Annotated in this window: 18 protein-coding genes; 16 read left to right on the forward strand and 2 right to left on the reverse strand. The window is 53.0% G+C overall.

What is annotated here, in order from left to right; translation table 11 throughout:
* Positions 1-162 precede the first annotated feature (162 nt).
* From yfbV to FDW96_RS24425, 4 genes are all read left to right on the forward strand, one after another.
* Entirely contained in the window at positions 163-618 is a 456-nt protein-coding gene (gene yfbV, locus FDW96_RS24410) for a terminus macrodomain insulation protein YfbV (protein WP_038642312.1), read from the forward strand.
* A gap of 82 nt (positions 619-700) precedes the next feature.
* On the forward strand, positions 701-1,195 hold the full coding sequence (locus tag FDW96_RS24415) for a YfbU family protein (RefSeq protein WP_137366470.1): 495 nt from the start codon (positions 701-703) through the stop codon (positions 1,193-1,195).
* Positions 1,188-1,865, forward strand: a complete 678-nt coding sequence (locus FDW96_RS24420) for a sugar phosphatase (RefSeq protein WP_094301032.1) — start codon at positions 1,188-1,190, stop codon at positions 1,863-1,865. The genes FDW96_RS24415 and FDW96_RS24420 overlap by 8 nt, the downstream gene beginning before the upstream one ends.
* A gap of 77 nt (positions 1,866-1,942) precedes the next feature.
* Positions 1,943-3,775, forward strand: a complete 1,833-nt coding sequence (locus tag FDW96_RS24425) for an SLC13 family permease (protein ID WP_038642308.1) — start codon at positions 1,943-1,945, stop codon at positions 3,773-3,775.
* Between the two features lie 48 nt (positions 3,776-3,823).
* Here FDW96_RS24425 and yfbR read toward each other — a convergent pair whose 3' ends face one another.
* The gene (gene yfbR / locus FDW96_RS24430; protein ID WP_042307093.1) at positions 3,824-4,423 is read right to left on the reverse strand and encodes a 5'-deoxynucleotidase; all 600 of its coding nucleotides are present in this window, start codon (positions 4,421-4,423) and stop codon (positions 3,824-3,826) included.
* A 97-nt stretch (positions 4,424-4,520) separates the two neighbouring features.
* Positions 4,521-5,738: an alanine transaminase AlaA gene (alaA, locus tag FDW96_RS24435; protein WP_005129483.1), complete on the reverse strand. Its 1,218-nt coding sequence runs from the start codon at positions 5,736-5,738 to the stop codon at positions 4,521-4,523.
* 930 nt (positions 5,739-6,668) lie between these two features.
* Between alaA and lrhA the strand changes: the two genes are divergently transcribed.
* The 12 genes from lrhA (at position 6,669) to nuoL (ending at position 20,122) form a co-directional block, all read left to right on the forward strand.
* Positions 6,669-7,607: a transcriptional regulator LrhA gene (gene lrhA, locus FDW96_RS24440; RefSeq protein WP_042307095.1), complete on the forward strand. Its 939-nt coding sequence runs from the start codon at positions 6,669-6,671 to the stop codon at positions 7,605-7,607.
* Between the two features lie 627 nt (positions 7,608-8,234).
* Entirely contained in the window at positions 8,235-8,678 is a 444-nt protein-coding gene (gene nuoA, locus FDW96_RS24445; RefSeq protein WP_003028077.1) for an NADH-quinone oxidoreductase subunit NuoA, read from the forward strand.
* A gap of 15 nt (positions 8,679-8,693) precedes the next feature.
* Positions 8,694-9,356, forward strand: coding sequence for an NADH-quinone oxidoreductase subunit NuoB (gene nuoB / locus FDW96_RS24450; RefSeq protein ID WP_003028075.1), 663 nt, complete (start codon positions 8,694-8,696; stop codon positions 9,354-9,356).
* 85 nt (positions 9,357-9,441) lie between these two features.
* Entirely contained in the window at positions 9,442-11,244 is a 1,803-nt protein-coding gene (gene nuoC, locus FDW96_RS24455; RefSeq protein WP_072276965.1) for an NADH-quinone oxidoreductase subunit C/D, read from the forward strand.
* A 2-nt stretch (positions 11,245-11,246) separates the two neighbouring features.
* Entirely contained in the window at positions 11,247-11,747 is a 501-nt protein-coding gene (gene nuoE / locus FDW96_RS24460) for an NADH-quinone oxidoreductase subunit NuoE (protein ID WP_006683660.1), read from the forward strand.
* Positions 11,744-13,081, forward strand: coding sequence for an NADH-quinone oxidoreductase subunit NuoF (nuoF, locus tag FDW96_RS24465; protein ID WP_003839356.1), 1,338 nt, complete (start codon positions 11,744-11,746; stop codon positions 13,079-13,081). Before nuoE ends, nuoF begins: the two co-directional genes overlap by 4 nt.
* Before the next feature lie 80 nt (positions 13,082-13,161).
* Positions 13,162-15,888, forward strand: a complete 2,727-nt coding sequence (gene nuoG / locus FDW96_RS24470; RefSeq protein WP_042307216.1) for an NADH-quinone oxidoreductase subunit NuoG — start codon at positions 13,162-13,164, stop codon at positions 15,886-15,888.
* Positions 15,885-16,862 (forward strand): NADH-quinone oxidoreductase subunit NuoH, encoded by a 978-nt coding sequence (gene nuoH / locus FDW96_RS24475; protein WP_003028063.1) that lies wholly within the window; start codon positions 15,885-15,887, stop codon positions 16,860-16,862. Before nuoG ends, nuoH begins: the two co-directional genes overlap by 4 nt.
* 14 nt (positions 16,863-16,876) lie before the next feature.
* A complete protein-coding gene (nuoI, locus tag FDW96_RS24480) occupies positions 16,877-17,419 on the forward strand; it encodes an NADH-quinone oxidoreductase subunit NuoI (protein WP_003028062.1) in 543 nt (180 codons plus the stop codon).
* An 11-nt stretch (positions 17,420-17,430) separates the two neighbouring features.
* The gene (nuoJ, locus tag FDW96_RS24485; RefSeq protein ID WP_003028059.1) at positions 17,431-17,985 is read left to right on the forward strand and encodes an NADH-quinone oxidoreductase subunit J; all 555 of its coding nucleotides are present in this window, start codon (positions 17,431-17,433) and stop codon (positions 17,983-17,985) included.
* A complete protein-coding gene (gene nuoK / locus FDW96_RS24490) occupies positions 17,982-18,284 on the forward strand; it encodes an NADH-quinone oxidoreductase subunit NuoK (RefSeq protein WP_006683663.1) in 303 nt (100 codons plus the stop codon). The genes nuoJ and nuoK overlap by 4 nt, the downstream gene beginning before the upstream one ends.
* Positions 18,281-20,122 (forward strand): NADH-quinone oxidoreductase subunit L, encoded by a 1,842-nt coding sequence (gene nuoL, locus FDW96_RS24495; protein ID WP_042307099.1) that lies wholly within the window; start codon positions 18,281-18,283, stop codon positions 20,120-20,122. Before nuoK ends, nuoL begins: the two co-directional genes overlap by 4 nt.
* The last annotated feature ends 17 nt before the right edge of the window (positions 20,123-20,139 follow it).

Here is a 20,139-nt window from a genome sequence, read left to right on the forward strand (position 1 = left end):
TGCCAATTTGACGACTCAATGATTTTGGACTAAAGGCCTTACAGGCCGGCACAGGATACCTGAATGTGGGTATCAAAGACAAAATGTTTTGAACGATGTCCCTTGTAGTTGTTGTTTTGCACAAATTTTTTAATTTTTATATGTGAAGTTGAGGTAACCGCCATGTCGACACCGGATAATCGTTCCGTCAATTTTTTTAGTTTGTTTCGCCGGGGGCAGCACTATGCGAAGACGTGGCCGATGGAAAAGCGCCTCGCGCCCGTGTTTGTTGAGAACCGCGTGATCCGCATGACGCGTTACGCAATCCGTTTTATGCCGCCCATCGCTGTTTTCACCTTATGCTGGCAAATTGCTTTAGGCGGGCAGTTGGGACCGGCCGTGGCGACAGCGCTGTTTGCACTCAGCCTGCCGATGCAGGGCATGTGGTGGCTGGGTAAGCGTTCCGTCACACCGCTGCCGCCTTCAATACTCAACTGGTTCTACGAAGTTCGGGGTAAATTGCAAGAGGCCGGACAGGCGCTCGCTCCGGTAGAAGGAAAGCCTGATTATCAGGCGCTGGCTGACACGCTTAAGCGCGCCTTCAAACAACTGGATAAAACTTTCCTCGATGATTTGTAATTGACCCCTGATTACGCATATAAAAGAAGGCACAAGATGCCTTCTTTTTTTCATCGTAGTAGCAGTGATACAGGAGTCCCAAATGGAAATGACCAACGCTCAACGTCTGATTTTGTCTAACCAGTACAAAATGATGACTATGCTCGATCCCACTAACGCCGAGCGTTATCGTCGTTTGCAGACGATTATTGAACGCGGTTACGGCTTGCAGATGCGTGAGTTGGATCGTGAGTTTGGTGAGCTGACGGAAGAAACCTGTCGTACGATTATCGATATTATGGAGATGTATCACGCATTACATGTCTCCTGGACCAATCTAAAAGACGCGCAGTCTATTGATGAGCGCCGCGTGACCTTCCTCGGTTTTGACGCCGCAACGGAAGCCCGTTTCCTCGGGTACGTTCGTTTTATGGTCAATGTGGAAGGGCGTTATACCCACTTCGATGCGGGTACGCATGGTTTCAACGCCCAGACCCCGATGTGGGAAAAATATCAGCGTATGCTGAATATCTGGCACTCTTGCCCGCGCCAGTATCACCTGAGCGCGAATGAAATTAACCAAATCATTAATGCCTGAGGGGGCGAGCGTGCAGTGCAAAGGTTTTCTGTTTGATCTGGATGGAACGCTGGTCGATTCCTTACCCGCAGTAGAACGCGCGTGGTGCAACTGGGCCGATCGTTTTGGCCTCGATCACGCCGAGGTGCTCGGCTTTATTCATGGTAAGCAGGCCATTACCTCCCTGCGACACTTTATGGTGGGCAAGTCCGAGGCGGAGATCGCTGCGGAGTTCACCCGCCTGGAGCAGATCGAAGCGACGGAAACCGCGGGGATCACCGCGCTGCCAGGGGCGGTTGACTTGCTCAACCATCTCAACAAAGCGGGCATTCCATGGGCGATTGTGACTTCAGGATCAATGCCGGTCGCACGGGCGCGCCATCGTGTCGCAGGACTTCCTGCTCCTGAGGTGTTTGTCACTGCCGAACGGGTAAAAAGAGGTAAACCAGAGCCTGACGCCTATCTGTTAGGCGCTCAGTTACTGGGCCTGGCGCCACAGGAATGCGCGGTAGTCGAGGATGCGCCCGCAGGGGTGCTCTCGGGACTGGCGGCAGGGTGCCATGTAATAGCGGTAAATGCGCCAGCGGACACGCCGCGTCTGGATGAGGTCGATTTTTCGCTGACCAGTCTGGAACAGATTTCTGTGACCAAACAGCCCAACGGAAATGTGGTCGTTGTAAGAAATACCTGATCATGATTTAGCCCCAGATTGTTGGGGCTTTTTTATGGCAGAATCGGTCCATCCATCTCATTTAACAAGGATATGTTGTGAACGGTGAATTGATATGGGTTCTCTCATTGCTGGCGATTGCCGTCGTCTTGTTTGCAACTGGCAGAGTGCGTATGGACGCGATCGCTTTGCTGGTCATTATTGCCTTTGTTCTGAGTGGAACATTGAGCATCACAGAAGCTTTTTCCGGGTTCAGCGATCCTAACGTTATTTTGATCGCGGCTTTATTTATTATCGGCGACGGTCTGGTGCGTACCGGGGTGGCGACGGTGATGGGGGCCTGGCTGGTGAAGGTCGCCGGCAGCAGTGAAGTCAAAATGCTGGTGTTGCTGATGATAACCGTGGCCGGGCTCGGTGCGTTTATGAGTTCGACCGGCGTGGTTGCTATCTTTATACCGGTTGTCTTAAGCGTTTCCATGCGCATGCAAATTTCTCCCTCACGTCTGATGATGCCGCTGAGCTTTGCCGGATTGATAAGCGGCATGATGACGCTGGTGGCGACACCGCCAAACCTGGTCGTCAACAGTGAGTTGCTACGCGAAGGACTTAACGGTTTCAGCTTTTTTAGCGTCACTCCGCTGGGGCTGGTGGTTCTGGTGCTTGGCATAATTTATATGCTGCTGATGCGCTTTATGCTGAAGGGCGAAGACTCCGGGCAGCCAGGAGACGGTTGGAAACGCCGGACTTTTCGCGATTTAATCAAAGAGTATCGCCTTACAGGGCGTGCCCGCCGTCTGGCTATTCGCCCTGGTTCACCGATGATTGGCCAGCGTCTGGACGACCTGAAACTGCGTGAGCGTTACGGAGCAAACGTGATTGGCGTGGAGCGCTGGCGGCGCTTTCGTCGCGTGATTGTTGACGTTAACGGGGTTTCTGAGTTTCGCGCCCGTGACGTGCTGCTGATTGATATGTCTGCAGCGGATGTCGATCTGCGAGAATTTTGCAGTGAGCAACTGCTGGAGCCGATGGTGCTGCGCGGGGAATACTTCTCCGAGCAGGCGTTGGATGTGGGCATGGCCGAGATCTCACTGATCCCAGAATCGGAACTGATTGGCAAAACGGTACGGGAGATAGCCTTTCGTACGCGTTACGGTCTGAATGTGGTCGGCCTGAAACGCGATGGTACGGCGCTGGCAGGCGCGGTGGTGGATGAACCGTTGCTGATGGGGGATATCATTCTGGTGGTGGGTAACTGGAAGCTCATCACACTGCTGGGACAAAAAGGGCGCGACTTCGTGGTGTTGAACATGCCAGCTGAGGTCAGTGAAGCTTCCCCGGCGCACAGCCAGGCGCCGCATGCCATTTTCTGCCTGGTGCTGATGGTCGCCCTGATGCTCACCGATGAAATTCCTAATACGGTTGCCGCAATTATCGCCTGCCTGCTGATGGGGAAATTCCGCTGTATCGATGCCGAAAGCGCCTATAAAGCGATTCACTGGCCAAGCATTATTTTGATCGTCGGGATGATGCCCTTCGCATTGGCACTACAAAAAACTGGCGGTGTCGATCTGGTGGTAAAAGGACTGATGGACGTCGGCGGCGGGTATGGCCCGTACATGATGCTGGGCTGCCTGTTCGTCCTGTGCGCGAGCATTGGGTTATTTATCTCTAACACTGCAACGGCGGTACTCATGGCGCCAATCGCCCTGGCGGCGGCAAAGTCGATGGGGGTTTCGCCGTATCCTTTTGCGATGGTGATTGCAATGGCGGCATCCGCAGCCTTTATGACACCGGTCTCTTCGCCGGTAAACACGCTGGTGCTGGGACCGGGTAACTATAGCTTTAGCGATTTCGTGAAAATTGGCGTGCCGTTTACGGTGATCGTGATGGCGGTGTGCGTGGTGATGATCCCGATGCTGTTCCCGTTTTGATTTTTATGTGCCGGATAAGACGTTGACGTCGCCATCCGGCAAAATCGTTTAAAGCGGTGAATCCTGGCTGATCTCATCTAATGAGAGGTGAAAGCTCGGGACAAACACCTCCATAAAATAGTCCATCTCTTCGCTGCGCCGCGACTCCAGCGTTTTTTCCAGCCGCGTTTTCGCCAATAGGAACTCATTATTGCCCGCCGAAAGTTCCTCCAGACACTTCAGATAGGCGCACAGCGCATCGGCTTGTTTGACGATAGATTTCTCTTCTTCGCTGTAAGCATGTTCATCAATCAGCGGAGCAAAAATATCGCGCAGCTCGTCGGGCACCATATCGACCAGCTTTTGCTGGGCAATTTTCTCTATCGCTTTATATTCCTGGGCTATTTGTGAGTTGAAGTATTTTACCGGGGTAGGGAGGTCACCGGTCAGCACCTCTGAAGCGTCATGGTACATTGCCAACAGGGCAATGCGCTCTGCATTAAGCTGACCACCAAATTTACGGTTTTTGATCGCGGCCAGCGCATGAGCGACCATGGCAACTTGCAAACTATGCTCGGACACATTTTCGGTGCGCACGTTGCGCATCAGCGGCCAGCGGTTAATGAGCTTCAGACGGGAGAGGTGGGCAAAAAAATGGCTCTGCTTCATAACGACCCTTATATGATGGCAACCTAAGAGTCATTGTGCGCAGAGAAGGCTGTCAGATGCAAATACTCGTCATACTGATCCAACAGCCCGTGTTTTATTACAGCTGGTGATACCCTGACAGGAAGCGCTCAAATTTACTCAGCGACATTTCGATATCGTCAATGCGCGGGAGCGTGACGATGCGGAAATGATCCGGCCACGGCCAGTTGAACGCCGTCCCCTGAACCAGCAGCACTTTTTCCTGCAACAGGAAGTCGAGCACCATTTTCTGGTCGTCATGAATGTTGAAGCGTTTAGCGTCGATTTTCGGGAACATATACAGCGCGCCGCGTGGTTTCACGCAGGAGACGCCGGGAATATCATTGAGTAACTCCCAGGCGCGGTTGCGTTGTTCATACAGGCGCCCGCCAGGCATGATAAATTCACTGATGCTCTGGTATCCGCCCAGCGCGGTCTGAATCGCATGTTGCGCCGGAACGTTAGCACATAAGCGCATAGAGGCCAGCATCTCAAGACCTTCGATGTACCCCTTGGCATGTTTCTTCGGCCCGTTCAGCACCATCCAGCCCTGACGGAAACCGGCAACGCGATAGGTTTTTGACAGGCCGTTGAAGGTAATAGTCAGCAGGTCCGGCGCCATTGCGGCGATCGAGTGGTGTTCAGCGTCATCGTAGAGAATTTTGTCGTAAATCTCGTCCGCAAAAATGATGAGATTGTTCTGGCGAGCAATTTCAACAATCTCCATCAGCAGCTCTTTGGAGTAAACAGCGCCGGTTGGGTTGTTGGGGTTAATGATGACGATCCCACGCGTGCGCGGGGTAATTTTTGCGCGAATGTCGTCCAGGTCCGGGAACCAGTCAGATGATTCGTCACACAGGTAGTGCACGGCATTACCGCCGGAGAGCGATACCGCCGCCGTCCACAGCGGGTAATCAGGTGCCGGAACGAGCATCTCGTCCCCACTGTTCAGCAATGCCTGCATGGCTTGCACAATCAATTCGGAAACGCCATTGCCGATATAGATATCTTCCACGGTCACATCGCGCATCCCACGGGCCTGATAATGCTGCATGATCGCTTTACGGGCTGAATAGAGACCTTTTGAGTCGCAATATCCTTGCGCTGTTGGCAAATTGCGGATCACATCAACCAGAATTTCATCTGGCGCTTCAAACCCGAATGGCGCCGGGTTGCCGATGTTCAGTTTCAGAACTTTATTGCCTTCTTCTTCCAGGCGCTTTGCTTCCTTCAGAACCGGGCCGCGAATGTCATAACAGACGTTTTCTAATTTGCTGGATTTTTCAATGGGGGACATGAACGTTGACCTTTTTAGCTGTGAATGCCACTCCCTGCCATGGAAGTCAGCCCAGCACAATGTACTCCCACGACGGTAAGTTTTGAAGGGTCTTTAGTAGAAGATTTTGAAAATCCATGAAGTTATAATTGACTGTTAATATCTAAATACATCCAAAATATTAGGATAATAAACTAATAAAATGTATTTTATTAGTTTTATATTTTATGTATTCGGTTTTGATGTGGTGGTTTGTCTGGTCAAAAAAACTTAAGTCTGGAAAGCAAAAGGTAACCGACACTTAAGCTGTATGACGTCATTCGAAAATACTGAGGTTTTATCTGCGAGGGCTGTTATCGGCCTGATCCGCGCGTGGTACGGTGTGAATTCATTGTTAAGCATAATTAATGAATTGAGGGATTCTTAATTAATTATTATTTAATATTTAAATCGCATTAATTTGAATGGACTAATAATACGAAAACCTCAGTTCTGACATAACGCCTTGTTGCCTCGAATTATTCGCGATAACACTTATAAATATAGTGGTTTTAGGTTAAGATAAGTCTCATGAAATGGTGCGTAGTAAGAATTTTACGATAATTCAAATGTTTGTTGGTTGTTCCTAACATACTGAAAAGTTAGTTTTTAATGTGTAAATTATTGTTCGTTAACTTTTTTTAAATTTACAAAATTTACATGTTTTCCATTAGTCAGAATCATCCAGCAGCTAAAAATATGGCCCTTTCTCGTTGCTATATTCCGATGAGTGTCACGGTTATTATATAGCGTAGAAAGAGAATTGTTTCGTTTGTTAAACCAAATACATCCTTATTTTCACTTGGTTACACTAAGCGAAACTGCAAGGAAGGCAGGCAGATAACAAATGGAGTTGTTTGATTCTGAATGCACAGCATTAACACGGTATGACCCGCGAGTAAGTGAAAAACTATGATAAATGCAAATCGTCCGATAATTAACCTCGACCTCGATCTGCTGAGAACCTTCGTTGCTGTTGCCGACCTGAATACCTTCGCGGCTGCGGCAGCTGCGGTATGTCGCACTCAGTCTGCGGTGAGTCAGCAAATGCAGCGTCTTGAGCAACTCGTGGGGAAAGAGTTGTTCGCGCGCCATGGACGCAACAAACTGCTGACCGAACATGGTATACAGCTGTTGGGTTACGCCAGAAAAATCTTGCGTTTTAATGATGAGGCATGCTCATCATTAATGTTTAACAATCTTCAGGGAGTGTTAACTATCGGAGCTTCTGATGAATCTGCCGATACTATACTGCCTTTCCTGCTCAACCGTATAAGTTCGGTTTATCCGAAGCTTGCATTGGATGTGAGGGTCAAGCGCAACGCCTATATGGTGGATATGCTGAAGTCGCAAGAAGTGGATTTGGTGGTAACGACTAACCGTCCGGGCGATTTTGAATGCCTGAATCTGCGCACTTCACCGACGCACTGGTATTGTGCAGCTGAATATATCCTGCAAAAAGGTGAGCCGGTTCCGTTGGTTCTGCTGGACGATCCGAGCCCGTTCCGCGATATGGTGTTGGCAACGCTGAATGCTGCACAGATCCCGTGGCGCTTAGCGTATGTTGCTTCAACATTGCCTGCGGTTCGTGCTGCGGTCAAAGCCGGTCTGGGCGTTACTGCGCGTCCCGTTGAAATGATGAGTCCTGATTTACGCGTACTGGGCGCGGCGGACGGATTACCGCCACTGCCTGATACCGAGTATCTGTTGTGCTGCGATCCGGCTACGCAAAATGATTTAGCTCAGGTTATCTTTAACTCGATGCAGACTTATCAAAATCCTTGGCAATACAATCAGTTTACCCCCGAAGGGGGAGATGATTCGCTCCTTGTTGAAGGGGACTTCGAGTAACGCGTCACAAAAAACGTTTTAAAATGTAAGTGTAAAAAAAGAGCCGCTAATGATGAAAAAACATCCAGCGGCTCTTTTTTTATGCAAATAACGTTGGTTTATGTCATTTGCTATACTAAAACTTAACAAAATCAGCGGCTAAAAAAACAGCCTGCAAATAGGGTGAAAAATAATCAGCAGAAGTGTTAATTGTTTCCATGTTAAAAAACTAGAGAAATTGTTGCTGTTTTTTATGGTGAATTAACAAAAGCGTGTCACAGATCAAGAAAATACTCCCATTTAGGGGGAGGCATTAGTGTGAATTCCTGTCAAAATAGACGTGTATTATCTTTTTTACTTCACTACGGACACGATTCAACAACATTAAAAAAGACCGATGATGCGATCGAAATGGGTCTAAACAGCACTTTATGTTAATGAGGTTGGAACAGTGTAAAATAATGTGAGGAAACTTTTGTTAAAGTTGACAAAAGGTTATAGAAAGGAGTAAAAAACCCCATCAATTGGCTGTATAAAATGGTTTTCTACAGTGATTGTAAGGTTTTTTTTATTCCTCCCCATGAATCGATGTGGCGTTCATCTGCCGAAAAGAGCAGAGAATTTGGCGCTACTTTTGATGAGTAAGCAATGAGTATGTCAACATCCACTGAAATCATCGCTCATCACTGGGCATTCGCTATCTTTCTTATTGTCGCCATTGGCCTGTGCTGCCTGATGCTCGTCGGCGGCTGGTTTTTAGGTGGTCGCGCGCGCGCGAGATCTAAAAACGTGCCGTTTGAATCAGGTATCGACTCGGTCGGCACCGCCCGCTTGCGCCTGTCTGCCAAGTTTTATCTGGTAGCCATGTTCTTCGTTATCTTCGACGTTGAAGCGCTGTATCTGTTCGCATGGTCAACATCTATCCGTGAAAGCGGTTGGATTGGCTTTGTGGAAGCTGCAATTTTTATTTTTGTGTTACTGGCTGGTCTGGTTTATCTGGTGCGTATTGGCGCGCTGGACTGGACGCCCGCGCGTTCACGCCGCGAGCGTATGAACCCGGAAACGAACAGTATCGCTAATCGTCAACGCTAACCGCGAGGCATTAAGATGGATTATACGCTCACCCGCATAGATCCTAACGGTGAGAACGACCGTTACCCCCTGCAAAAACAGGAGATCGTAACCGACCCCCTGGAGCAAGAAGTTAATAAAAATGTGTTCATGGGTAAGCTCCATGACATGGTTAACTGGGGCCGTAAAAACTCAATTTGGCCATATAACTTTGGCCTTTCCTGCTGCTACGTTGAGATGGTGACCTCGTTTACCGCCGTGCACGATGTGGCCCGTTTTGGTGCGGAAGTACTGCGTGCCTCGCCGCGTCAGGCTGACCTGATGGTCGTGGCTGGAACCTGCTTTACCAAAATGGCTCCTGTTATTCAGCGCCTCTACGATCAGATGCTGGAACCAAAATGGGTTATTTCCATGGGCGCATGCGCCAACTCCGGCGGTATGTACGACATCTATTCTGTGGTGCAGGGCGTTGATAAATTTATTCCGGTTGATGTGTACATCCCGGGATGTCCGCCGCGTCCGGAAGCGTATATGCAGGCTCTGATGCTGCTGCAGGATTCCATTGGCAAAGAACGCCGTCCACTCTCCTGGGTGGTTGGCGATCAGGGCGTTTATCGCGCCAATATGCAGTCAGAACGCGAGCGTAAACGCGGCGAACGTATTGCTGTAACGAATCTTCGTACACCAGACGAGATTTAATTTGCGCCTGTCGGCAGCAGCCCTTCCTTCGCTTATCACTACATAAATAGCGCGAAGCACTGCCGACTACCACGGACCATTTGCAATGGTGAACAATATGACCGACTTAACCGCGCAAGACGCTGTATGGCAAACACGGGATCACCTTGATGACCCAGTCATTGGCGAACTGCGCAACCGTTTTGGGCCGGATGCCTTTACCGTTCAGGCGACTCGCACCGGGGTACCCGTTGTTTGGGTCAAGCGTGAACAATTACTGGAAGTTGGCGATTTCTTAAAGAAACTGCCGAAACCTTACGTCATGCTGTTTGACTTACACGGCATGGACGAACGTCTGCGTACGCACCGCGAAGGGTTACCTGCCGCGGATTTTTCCGTTTTCTATCACCTGATTTCCATTGAACGCAATCGCGATATCATGCTCAAGGTGGCTTTGTCTGAAAACGATCTGCGTGTACCGACGTTTACCAAACTGTTCCCGAACGCCAACTGGTATGAGCGTGAAACCTGGGAAATGTTTGGCATTGATATCGAAGGTCACCCGCACCTGACGCGTCTGCTGATGCCGCATACCTGGCAAGGTCACCCGCTGCGTAAAGACTACCCGGCGCGTGCGACCGAATTCGATCCGTTTGAGCTGACCAAAGCCAAACAGGATCTGGAGATGGAGTCTCTGACCTTCAAACCCGAAGACTGGGGCATGAAACGTAGCACCGAAAACGAGGACTTTATGTTCCTCAACCTCGGTCCTAACCACCCGTCTTCTCACGGTGCGTTCCGTATTGTGCTGCAGCTTGATGGCGAAGAAATCGTCGACTGTGTACCTGACATCGGCTACCACCACCGTGGCGCTGAAAAGATGGGTGAACGTCAGTCCTGGCACAGCTACATTCCTTACACTGACCGTATCGAATACCTCGGCGGCTGCGTCAACGAAATGCCTTACGTACTGGCGGTTGAGAAACTGGCGGGCATCACCACGCCGGATCGCGTCAACGTGATTCGCGTGATGCTGTCTGAACTGTTCCGTATCAACAGCCACCTGCTGTACATCTCCACGTTCATTCAGGACGTCGGCGCGATGACGCCGGTCTTCTTCGCCTTTACCGACCGTCAGAAAATTTATGACGTGGTGGAAGCGATCACCGGTTACCGTATGCACCCGGCCTGGTTCCGTATCGGCGGTGTCGCACACGATCTGCCGCGCGGTTGGGACAAGCTGCTGCGTGACTTCCTCGACTGGATGCCAAAACGTCTGGATTCCTACGAGAAAGCCGCACTGCGTAACACCATCCTGAAAGGTCGTTCCCAGGGCGTTGCCGCCTATGGCAAGAAAGAAGCGCTGGACTGGGGTTGTACCGGTGCTGCGCTGCGTGCGACCGGTATTGATTTCGACGTGCGTAAAGCCCGTCCATACTCTGGCTACGAAAACTTTGACTTTGAAGTTCCGGTTGGCGGCGGCGTATCCGACTGCTATACCCGCGTAATGCTGAAAGTTGAAGAGCTGCGCCAGAGTCTGCGCATCCTTGAGCAGTGCCTCAACAACATGCCGGAAGGCCCGTTCAAAGCGGATCACCCGCTGACGACGCCGCCGCCGAAAGAGCGCACGCTGCAACATATCGAAACCCTGATCACCCACTTCCTGCAGGTTTCGTGGGGACCGGTTATGCCGGCAAACGAGTCCTTCCAGATGGTGGAAGCGACCAAGGGTATCAACAGTTACTACCTGACCAGCGATGGCAGCACCATGAGTTATCGTACTCGTATCCGTACCCCGAGCTATGCGCACCTGCAGCAGATCCCGGTAGCGGTACGTGGCAGCCTGGTGTCCGACCTTATCGTCCATCTGGGTAGTATTGATTTTGTTATGTCAGATGTGGACCGCTAATTATGCACGAGAATCAACAACCACAAACCGAGGCTTTTGAGCTGAGTGCGGCTGAGCGTGAAGCGATTGAGCACGAGAAGCACCACTACGAAGACCCCCGTGCGGCGTCCATTGAAGCGCTGAAGATCGTTCAGAAGCAGCGTGGCTGGGTGCCGGATGGCGCGATCTATGCGATCGCGGATGTGCTGGGTATCCCGGCGAGCGACGTAGAAGGTGTTGCCACGTTCTACAGCCAGATCTTCCGCCAGCCGGTAGGTCGCCACGTGATCCGCTATTGCGACAGCGTGGTGTGCCATATCAATGGTTATCAGGGGATCCAGGCTGCGCTGGAGAAAAAACTCAACATCAAGCCGGGGCAGACGACTTTTGATGGTCGCTTTACGCTGCTGCCGACCTGCTGCCTGGGGAACTGTGATAAAGGGCCGAACATGATGATCGATGACGACACTCATGCTCACCTGACCCCGGAAGGCATTCCTGAACTGCTGGAGCGGTATAAATGAAAGACATTATCCGTACTCCCGAAACACATCCGCTGACCTGGCGTCTGCGTGATGACAAACAGCCGGTCTGGCTGGACGAGTACCGTAGCAAAAACGGTTACGAAGGTGCGCGTAAGGCCCTGACCGGCTTGTCGCCGGACGAAATCGTCAATCAGGTAAAAGACGCTGGCCTGAAAGGGCGCGGCGGCGCAGGCTTTTCTACCGGCTTGAAGTGGAGCCTGATGCCGAAAGACGAATCCATGAACATCCGTTACCTGCTGTGTAACGCCGATGAAATGGAACCGGGTACCTATAAAGACCGTCTGCTGATGGAACAGCTGCCGCACCTGCTGGTGGAAGGCATGCTGATTTCCGCGTTTGCGCTGAAAGCATACCGTGGTTACATCTTCCTGCGCGGTGAATATATCGAGGCGGCTGTGCATCTGCGCCGCGCGATCGCTGAAGCAACCGAAGCCGGTCTGCTTGGCAAAAACATCATGGGCACGGGTTTCGATTTCGAACTGTTTGTCCACACCGGGGCAGGGCGTTACATCTGCGGTGAAGAAACTGCGCTGATTAACTCTCTCGAAGGTCGTCGTGCTAACCCGCGCTCCAAGCCGCCGTTCCCGGCAAGCTCTGGCGCATGGGGTAAGCCGACCTGCGTAAACAACGTCGAAACGCTGTGTAACGTACCGGCCATCCTCGCCAACGGCGTGGAGTGGTACCAGAACATCTCGAAGAGCAAAGATGCGGGCACCAAGCTGATGGGCTTCTCCGGTCGCGTGAAGAACCCTGGCCTGTGGGAACTGCCTTTCGGTACTACCGCGCGTGAGATCCTCGAAGATTACGCAGGCGGCATGCGCGATGGTCTGAAGTTCAAAGCCTGGCAGCCTGGCGGCGCGGGGACTGACTTCCTGACCGAAGCACACCTCGATCTGCCGATGGAATTCGAAAGCATTGGTAAAGCAGGCAGCCGTCTGGGCACCGCGCTGGCAATGGCTGTCGATCACGAGATTGGCATGGTACCGCTGGTGCGTAACCTCGAAGAGTTCTTCGCCCGTGAGTCCTGCGGCTGGTGTACGCCGTGCCGTGACGGTCTGCCGTGGAGCGTGAAAATTCTGCGTGCGCTGGAGCGTGGCGAAGGCCAGCCTGGGGATATCGAGACACTTGAGCAACTGTGTCGTTTCCTCGGCCCGGGTAAAACCTTCTGTGCACACGCACCGGGCGCGGTGGAGCCGTTACAGAGCGCCATTAAATATTTCCGCGAAGAATTCGAAGCTGGCATCAAGCAGACCTTCAGCAATACCCACGCTATTGGTGGTATTCAGCCGAACCTGCTGAAAGAGCGCTGGTAATTGCAGGTTACCCCTGCATCGCGATAAGTAATTCGATTAACGCTTAGTCCCTGACTAAGCCAACTGGAAGCATGCTGACTATGGCTACGATTCATGTAGACGGCAAAGAATATGAGGTCAACGGAGCGGACAACCTGCTGGAAGCTTGTCTGTCTCTTGGCCTTGATATTCCGTACTTTTGCTGGCACCCGGCGCTGGGCAGCGTCGGTGCTTGCCGCCAGTGTGCGGTGAAGCAATATCAAAACGCGGAAGATACGCGTGGTCGCCTGGTGATGTCTTGTATGACACCAGCCACCGAAGGCACCTTTATTTCTATTGATGACGAAGAAGCGAAACAGTTCCGCGAAAGCGTTGTGGAGTGGTTGATGACTAACCACCCGCACGACTGTCCGGTCTGCGAAGAGGGCGGTAACTGCCACCTGCAGGATATGACCGTCATGACCGGTCATAGCTTCCGTCGCTATCGCTTCACGAAGCGTACGCACCGCAACCAGGACCTGGGGCCGTTCATCTCTCACGAAATGAACCGCTGCATCGCCTGCTATCGCTGCGTACGTTACTACAAAGATTACGCCGATGGCGCGGATCTGGGCGTGTATGGCGCGCATGACAACGTCTACTTCGGTCGCCCGGAAGACGGTACGCTGGAAAGCGAATTCTCCGGTAACCTGGTCGAGATTTGCCCGACCGGCGTGTTCACCGATAAAACGCACTCCGAGCGCTACAACCGTAAGTGGGACATGCAGTTTGCGCCGAGCATCTGCCAGCAGTGTTCCATTGGCTGTAACACCAGCCCGGGCGAACGCTATGGTGAACTGCGTCGTATCGAAAACCGTTACAACGGTACCGTTAACCACTACTTCCTCTGCGACCGTGGTCGTTTTGGCTATGGTTACGTGAACCTGAAAGACCGTCCGCGTCAGCCGGTACAGCGTCGTGGCGATGACCTGATCACGCTCAACGCCGAACAGGCGATGCAGGGCGCGGCAGATATTTTGCGCCAGTCGAAGAAAGTGATTGGTATCGGCTCCCCGCGTGCCAGCGTTGAAAGCAACTTCGCACTGCGTGAACTGGTCGGGGCGGATAACTTCTATACCGGTATCGCCCAGGGTGAGCAGGAACGTCTGCAACTGGCGCTGAGCGTTCTGCGTGACGGCGGTATTCATACCCCGGCACTGCGCGAAATCGAATCCTACGATGCGGTTCTGGTGCTGGGCGAAGATGTCACCCAGACCGGCGCGCGCGTTGCGCTGGCAGTGCGTCAGGCGGTGAAAGGTAAAGCACGCGAAATGGCGGCGGCGCAGAAAGTGGCCGACTGGCAGATTGCGGCCATCCTGAACATCGGCCAGCGCGCCAAGCATCCGCTGTTCGTCACCAACGTCGATAACACCCGTCTGGATGATATCGCCGCATGGACCTACCGTGCGCCGGTTGAAGATCAGGCGCGTTTAGGTTTCGCTATCGCCCACGCGCTGGATAACAACGCCCCGGCGGTTGACGGTATCGATCGTGACCTGCAGAACAAAATTGACGTTATCGTTCAGGCCTTGGCCGGAGCGAAGAAACCACTGATTATTTCCGGTACCAACGCCGGTAGCGCCGAGGTGATTCAGGCGGCTGCCAACGTGGCGAAGGCGCTGAAAGGTCGTGGCGCTGACGTCGGCATCACCATGATTGCTCGCTCTGTTAACAGCATGGGCCTGGGTATGATTGGCGGTGGTTCCCTTGACGATGCGCTGACCGAGCTGGAAACAGGTCGTGCTGACGCCGTTGTGGTGCTGGAAAATGACCTGCATCGCCATGCTTCAGCTACGCGTGTGAACGCCGCGCTGGCGAAAGCGCCGTTGGTACTGGTTGTTGACCATCAGCGTACGGCAATTATGGAAAACGCCCATCTGGTGCTTTCCGCCGCGAGCTTTGCCGAAAGCGATGGGACGGTGATTAACAACGAAGGCCGCGCGCAGCGCTTCTTCCAGGTCTATGACCCGTCCTACTATGACAGCAACACCGTGATGCTGGAAAGCTGGCGCTGGCTGCACTCGCTGCACAGCACCGTACAGAGCCGGGAAGTGGACTGGACGCAACTCGACCACGTTATCGACGCGGTTGTTGAGAAGTTGCCGCAACTGGCTGGTATTAAAGATGCCGCGCCGGATGCAAGCTTCCGTATCCGTGGACAGAAACTGGCGCGCGAGCCGCACCGCTACAGCGGTCGTACCGCAATGCGCGCTAACATTAGCGTCCATGAACCACGTCAGCCGCAGGATAAAGACACCATGTTCGCCTTCTCGATGGAAGGGAACAACCAACCGTCTGCGCCGCGTTCACAAATTCCGTTTGCCTGGGCTCCGGGCTGGAACTCCCCACAGGCGTGGAACAAGTTCCAGGATGAAGTGGGCGGGAAACTGCGTCATGGCGATCCGGGCGTGCGTCTGATCGAAGCTTCTGCGGATGGTATGGATTACTTCACTACCGTTCCGGCGAGCTTCGAGGCTCAGGATGGTCAGTGGCGTATCGCGCCGTACTACCATCTGTTTGGTAGTGACGAATTGTCTCAGCGTGCGCCGGTCTTCCAGACCCGTATGCCACAGCCGTACATCAAACTTAACCCGGCAGACGCCGCGAAGTTGGGTGTTAATGCCGGTACCCGTGTTTCTTTCAGCTACGATGGCAATACGGTCACGCTGCCGGTTGAAATCGCTGAAGGATTAACGGCAGGGCAGGTTGGTTTACCGATGGGTATGCCTGGCATCGCGCCGGTTCTGGCAGGCGCGCGTCTTGAGGATCTGCAGGAGGCACAACAATGAGTTGGATTACACCCGATCTGATTGAGATCCTGCTGAGCATTCTCAAAGCGGTGGTGATTCTGCTGGTGGTGGTCACCTGCGGGGCATTCATGAGCTTTGGCGAACGTCGTCTGCTGGGTCTGTTCCAGAACCGTTACGGACCGAACCGTGTTGGCTGGGGCGGTTCGCTCCAGCTGGTTGCGGACATGATCAAGATGTTCTTTAAAGAAGACTGGATCCCGAAATTCTCGGATCGCGTCATCTTTACCCTGGCACCGATGATCGCCTTTACCTCGCTGCTGCTGGCTTTCGCCATCGTGCCGGTGAGTCCAAACTGGGTCGTTGCTGACCTGAACATCGGCATCCTGTTCTTCCTGATGATGGCGGGCCTCGCGGTATACGCGGTGCTGTTCGCTGGCTGGTCCAGTAACAACAAATACTCCCTGCTTGGTGCGATGCGTGCTTCTGCGCAGACGCTGAGCTATGAAGTGTTCCTTGGGCTGTCCCTGATGGGCGTGGTGGCGCAAGCCGGTTCATTCAATATGACCGACATCGTCAATAACCAGGCTGATATCTGGAACGTTATTCCGCAGTTCTTTGGTTTTGTCACCTTTGCCATCGCGGGCGTGGCGGTATGTCACCGTCACCCGTTTGACCAGCCAGAAGCCGAGCAGGAACTGGCCGACGGTTACCACATTGAATATTCCGGCATGAAATTCGGTCTGTTCTTCGTGGGCGAGTACATCGGTATCGTCACCATTTCTGCACTGATGGTTACCTTGTTCTTCGGTGGCTGGCATGGCCCGTTCTTACCGCCATTCGTCTGGTTCGCGCTGAAAACCGCGTTCTTCATGATGATGTTCATTTTGATTCGTGCGTCGTTACCGCGTCCTCGTTATGACCAGGTAATGTCCTTCGGCTGGAAAGTCTGTCTGCCGCTGACGCTCGTCAACTTGTTGGTAACGGCGGCTGTCATTCTGTGGCAGGCGCAATAAGGGACACAAAGACCATGACCTTAAAAGAATTGTTCGTAGGTTTCGGCACCCAGGTACGCAGTATCTGGATGATCGGCCTGCATGCGTTCGCGAAACGTGAAACGCAGATGTACCCGGAAGAGCCGGTCTATCTCCCGCCCCGTTTTCGTGGTCGTATCGTTCTGACCCGCGACCCGGACGGTGAAGAGCGCTGCGTTGCCTGTAACCTGTGCGCGGTAGCATGTCCGGTAGGCTGTATCTCTCTGCAAAAAGCAGAGACCAAAGACGGCCGCTGGTATCCGGAGTTTTTCCGCATTAACTTCTCACGCTGCATTTTCTGCGGCCTGTGCGAAGAAGCCTGTCCGACAACGGCTATTCAGCTGACTCCAGATTTCGAGCTGGGTGAGTACAAGCGCCAGGACCTGGTTTACGAGAAAGAGGATCTGCTGATCTCCGGTCCGGGCAAATACCCGGAATATAACTTCTACCGGATGGCAGGTATGGCAATCGACGGCAAAGATAAGGGCGAAGCAGAGAACGAAGCTAAGCCTATCGACGTCAAGAGCCTGTTACCGTAAGGAGAGGGGCAATGGAGTTCGCTTTTTATATCTGTGGCCTGATAGCCATTCTCGCAACCTTGCGGGTGATCACCCACACCAATCCGGTACACGCGCTGCTGTATCTGATTATTTCGCTGCTGGCGATTTCTGGGGTGTTCTTCTCGTTAGGCGCTTATTTCGCCGGTGCGCTGGAAATTATCGTCTACGCGGGTGCCATCATGGTGCTGTTCGTGTTCGTGGTCATGATGCTCAACCTCGGTGGCTCTGAAATCGAACAAGAACGCCAGTGGCTGAAACCGCAGGTGTGGATTGGTCCGGCGATTCTGTCGGCCATCATGCTGGTCGTGATTGTGTACGCCATTCTTGGCGTTAACGATCAGGGCATCGACGGTACGCCAATTAGCGCGAAAGCGGTCGGTATTTCCCTGTTCGGACCGTATGTACTGGCGGTCGAACTGGCTTCGATGCTGCTGCTGGCGGGCCTGGTTGTGGCCTTCCACGTGGGTCGCGAAGAGCGTTCAGGTGAAGTGCTGAGCAATCGCACCGATGACCGTGCGAAAAGAAAAACGGAGGAGCACGCATGATCCCCTTACAACATGGACTGATCCTCGCGGCTGTCTTATTCGTGCTGGGCTTAACAGGTCTGGTTATCCGCCGCAATCTGCTGTTTATGCTGATTGGGCTGGAAATCATGATTAACGCCTCCGCGTTGGCCTTTGTGGTCGCCGGAAGCTACTGGGGCCAGACCGATGGTCAGGTGATGTACATTCTCGCCATCAGCCTTGCGGCTGCGGAAGCGAGCATTGGACTTGCACTGTTGCTGCAACTTCATCGCCGTCGCCAGAACCTGAACATCGATTCAGTAAGTGAGATGCGTGGATGAACATGCTTGCCTTAACCATTATTCTGCCATTTATTGGCTTTGTATTACTGGCGTTCTCTCGCGGTCGTTGGTCAGAAAATCTGTCCGCTACCGTGGGCGTTGGCTCTATTGGCCTGGCTGCGCTGGTGACGGCGTTTGTTGGCGTTGACTTCTTTGCTAATGGTCAACAAGCCTACAGTCAGCCGCTGTGGACGTGGATGTCTGTCGGTGACTTCAACATCGGCTTCAACCTGGTGCTGGACGGCCTGTCGCTGACTATGCTCAGCGTGGTGACCGGCGTCGGTTTCCTGATCCATATGTTCGCCTCCTGGTATATGCGTGGGGAAGAGGGCTACTCTCGTTTCTTCGCTTACACCAACCTGTTTATCGCCAGCATGGTGGTTCTGGTACTGGCGGATAACCTGCTGCTGATGTACCTCGGTTGGGAAGGCGTGGGCCTGTGCTCCTATCTGCTGATCGGTTTCTATTACACCGATCCGAAGAATGGCGCTGCGGCAATGAAAGCCTTCGTGGTGACCCGTGTCGGTGATGTGTTCCTCGCCTTCGCGCTGTTCATCCTCTACAACGAGCTGGGCACGCTGAACTTCCGCGAAATGGTCGAACTGGCGCCTGCGCACTTTGAAGCGGGTAATAACATGCTGATGTGGGCAACCCTGATGCTGCTGGGTGGTGCGGTGGGTAAATCCGCGCAGCTGCCGTTGCAGACCTGGCTTGCTGACGCGATGGCCGGCCCGACGCCTGTCTCCGCGCTGATCCACGCCGCGACGATGGTTACCGCTGGTGTCTACCTGATTGCACGTACCCATGGTCTGTTCCTGATGACCCCGGAAATCCTGCATCTGGTGGGGATTATCGGTGCGATCACGCTGGTGCTGGCGGGTTTTGCCGCGCTGGTACAGACCGACATCAAACGCGTTCTCGCTTACTCCACCATGAGCCAGATTGGCTACATGTTCCTGGCGCTTGGCGTTCAGGCATGGGATGCGGCGATTTTCCACCTGATGACGCACGCCTTCTTTAAAGCGCTGCTGTTCCTGGCATCCGGCTCGGTTATCCTGGCTTGCCACCACGAACAGAACATCTTCAAGATGGGCGGCCTGCGTAAGTCGATTCCGCTGGTGTATGTCTGCTTCCTGATTGGTGGCGCGGCGCTGTCGGCTCTGCCGTTGATTACCGCGGGCTTCTTCAGTAAGGATGAGATTCTGGCCGGTGCGATGGCGAACGGTCATATTAATCTGATGGTTGCAGGTCTGGTCGGTGCGTTTATGACCTCGCTGTACACCTTCCGTATGATTTTCATCGTGTTCCACGGTAAAGAACAAATTCACGCTCACGCCGGGAAGGGGATTACCCATCATCTGCCGCTGATTGTGCTGATGATCCTGTCTACCTTTGTTGGCGCGCTGATTGTGCCGCCGCTGCAGGGAGTATTGCCTGCAACGACCGAACTTGAGCATGGTCGCGTCATGACGCTGGAAATTACCTCCGGCATCGTAGCGATTGCGGGCATCCTGATCGCAGCGTGGCTGTGGCTGGGTAAACGTACGCTTGTTACGTCGATTGCCAACAGTGCGCCGGGCCGCCTGCTGGGTACCTGGTGGTATAACGCCTGGGGCTTCGACTGGCTGTACGACAAAGTGTTCGTTAAGCCGTTCCTGGGCATTGCCTGGCTGCTGAAGCGCGACCCGCTGAACTCAATGATGAATATTCCGGCTGTCCTTTCCCGCTTTGCAGGTAAAGGCCTGCTGTTAAGCGAGAACGGTTATCTGCGCTGGTATGTGGCATCAATGAGCATTGGCGCTGTCGTTGTGCTGGCACTGTTGATGGTACTGCGTTGATCGTAAAGTGAATTTTA

It is taken from the genome of Citrobacter sp. TBCS-15 (genome assembly GCF_005280815.1).
Classification (GTDB): domain Bacteria; phylum Pseudomonadota; class Gammaproteobacteria; order Enterobacterales; family Enterobacteriaceae; genus Citrobacter; species Citrobacter werkmanii.

What these genes read in the sequence shown, in the direction of transcription:
- yfbV (WP_038642312.1), top strand. Translation starts at nt 163, where the DNA reads ATGTCGACACCGGATAATCGTTCCGTCAATTTTTTTAGTTTGTTTCGC.
- FDW96_RS24415 (WP_137366470.1), top strand. Translation starts at nt 701, where the DNA reads ATGGAAATGACCAACGCTCAACGTCTGATTTTGTCTAACCAGTACAAA.
- FDW96_RS24420 (WP_094301032.1), top strand. Translation starts at nt 1,188, where the DNA reads ATGCCTGAGGGGGCGAGCGTGCAGTGCAAAGGTTTTCTGTTTGATCTG.
- yfbR (WP_042307093.1), bottom strand. Translation starts at nt 4,423, where the DNA reads ATGAAGCAGAGCCATTTTTTTGCCCACCTCTCCCGTCTGAAGCTCATT.
- alaA (WP_005129483.1), bottom strand. Translation starts at nt 5,738, where the DNA reads ATGTCCCCCATTGAAAAATCCAGCAAATTAGAAAACGTCTGTTATGAC.
- lrhA (WP_042307095.1), top strand. Translation starts at nt 6,669, where the DNA reads ATGATAAATGCAAATCGTCCGATAATTAACCTCGACCTCGATCTGCTG.
- nuoA (WP_003028077.1), top strand. Translation starts at nt 8,235, where the DNA reads ATGAGTATGTCAACATCCACTGAAATCATCGCTCATCACTGGGCATTC.
- nuoB (WP_003028075.1), top strand. Translation starts at nt 8,694, where the DNA reads ATGGATTATACGCTCACCCGCATAGATCCTAACGGTGAGAACGACCGT.
- nuoC (WP_072276965.1), top strand. Translation starts at nt 9,442, where the DNA reads ATGGTGAACAATATGACCGACTTAACCGCGCAAGACGCTGTATGGCAA.
- nuoE (WP_006683660.1), top strand. Translation starts at nt 11,247, where the DNA reads ATGCACGAGAATCAACAACCACAAACCGAGGCTTTTGAGCTGAGTGCG.
- nuoF (WP_003839356.1), top strand. Translation starts at nt 11,744, where the DNA reads ATGAAAGACATTATCCGTACTCCCGAAACACATCCGCTGACCTGGCGT.
- nuoG (WP_042307216.1), top strand. Translation starts at nt 13,162, where the DNA reads ATGGCTACGATTCATGTAGACGGCAAAGAATATGAGGTCAACGGAGCG.
- nuoH (WP_003028063.1), top strand. Translation starts at nt 15,885, where the DNA reads ATGAGTTGGATTACACCCGATCTGATTGAGATCCTGCTGAGCATTCTC.
- nuoI (WP_003028062.1), top strand. Translation starts at nt 16,877, where the DNA reads ATGACCTTAAAAGAATTGTTCGTAGGTTTCGGCACCCAGGTACGCAGT.
- nuoJ (WP_003028059.1), top strand. Translation starts at nt 17,431, where the DNA reads ATGGAGTTCGCTTTTTATATCTGTGGCCTGATAGCCATTCTCGCAACC.
- nuoK (WP_006683663.1), top strand. Translation starts at nt 17,982, where the DNA reads ATGATCCCCTTACAACATGGACTGATCCTCGCGGCTGTCTTATTCGTG.
- nuoL (WP_042307099.1), top strand. Translation starts at nt 18,281, where the DNA reads ATGAACATGCTTGCCTTAACCATTATTCTGCCATTTATTGGCTTTGTA.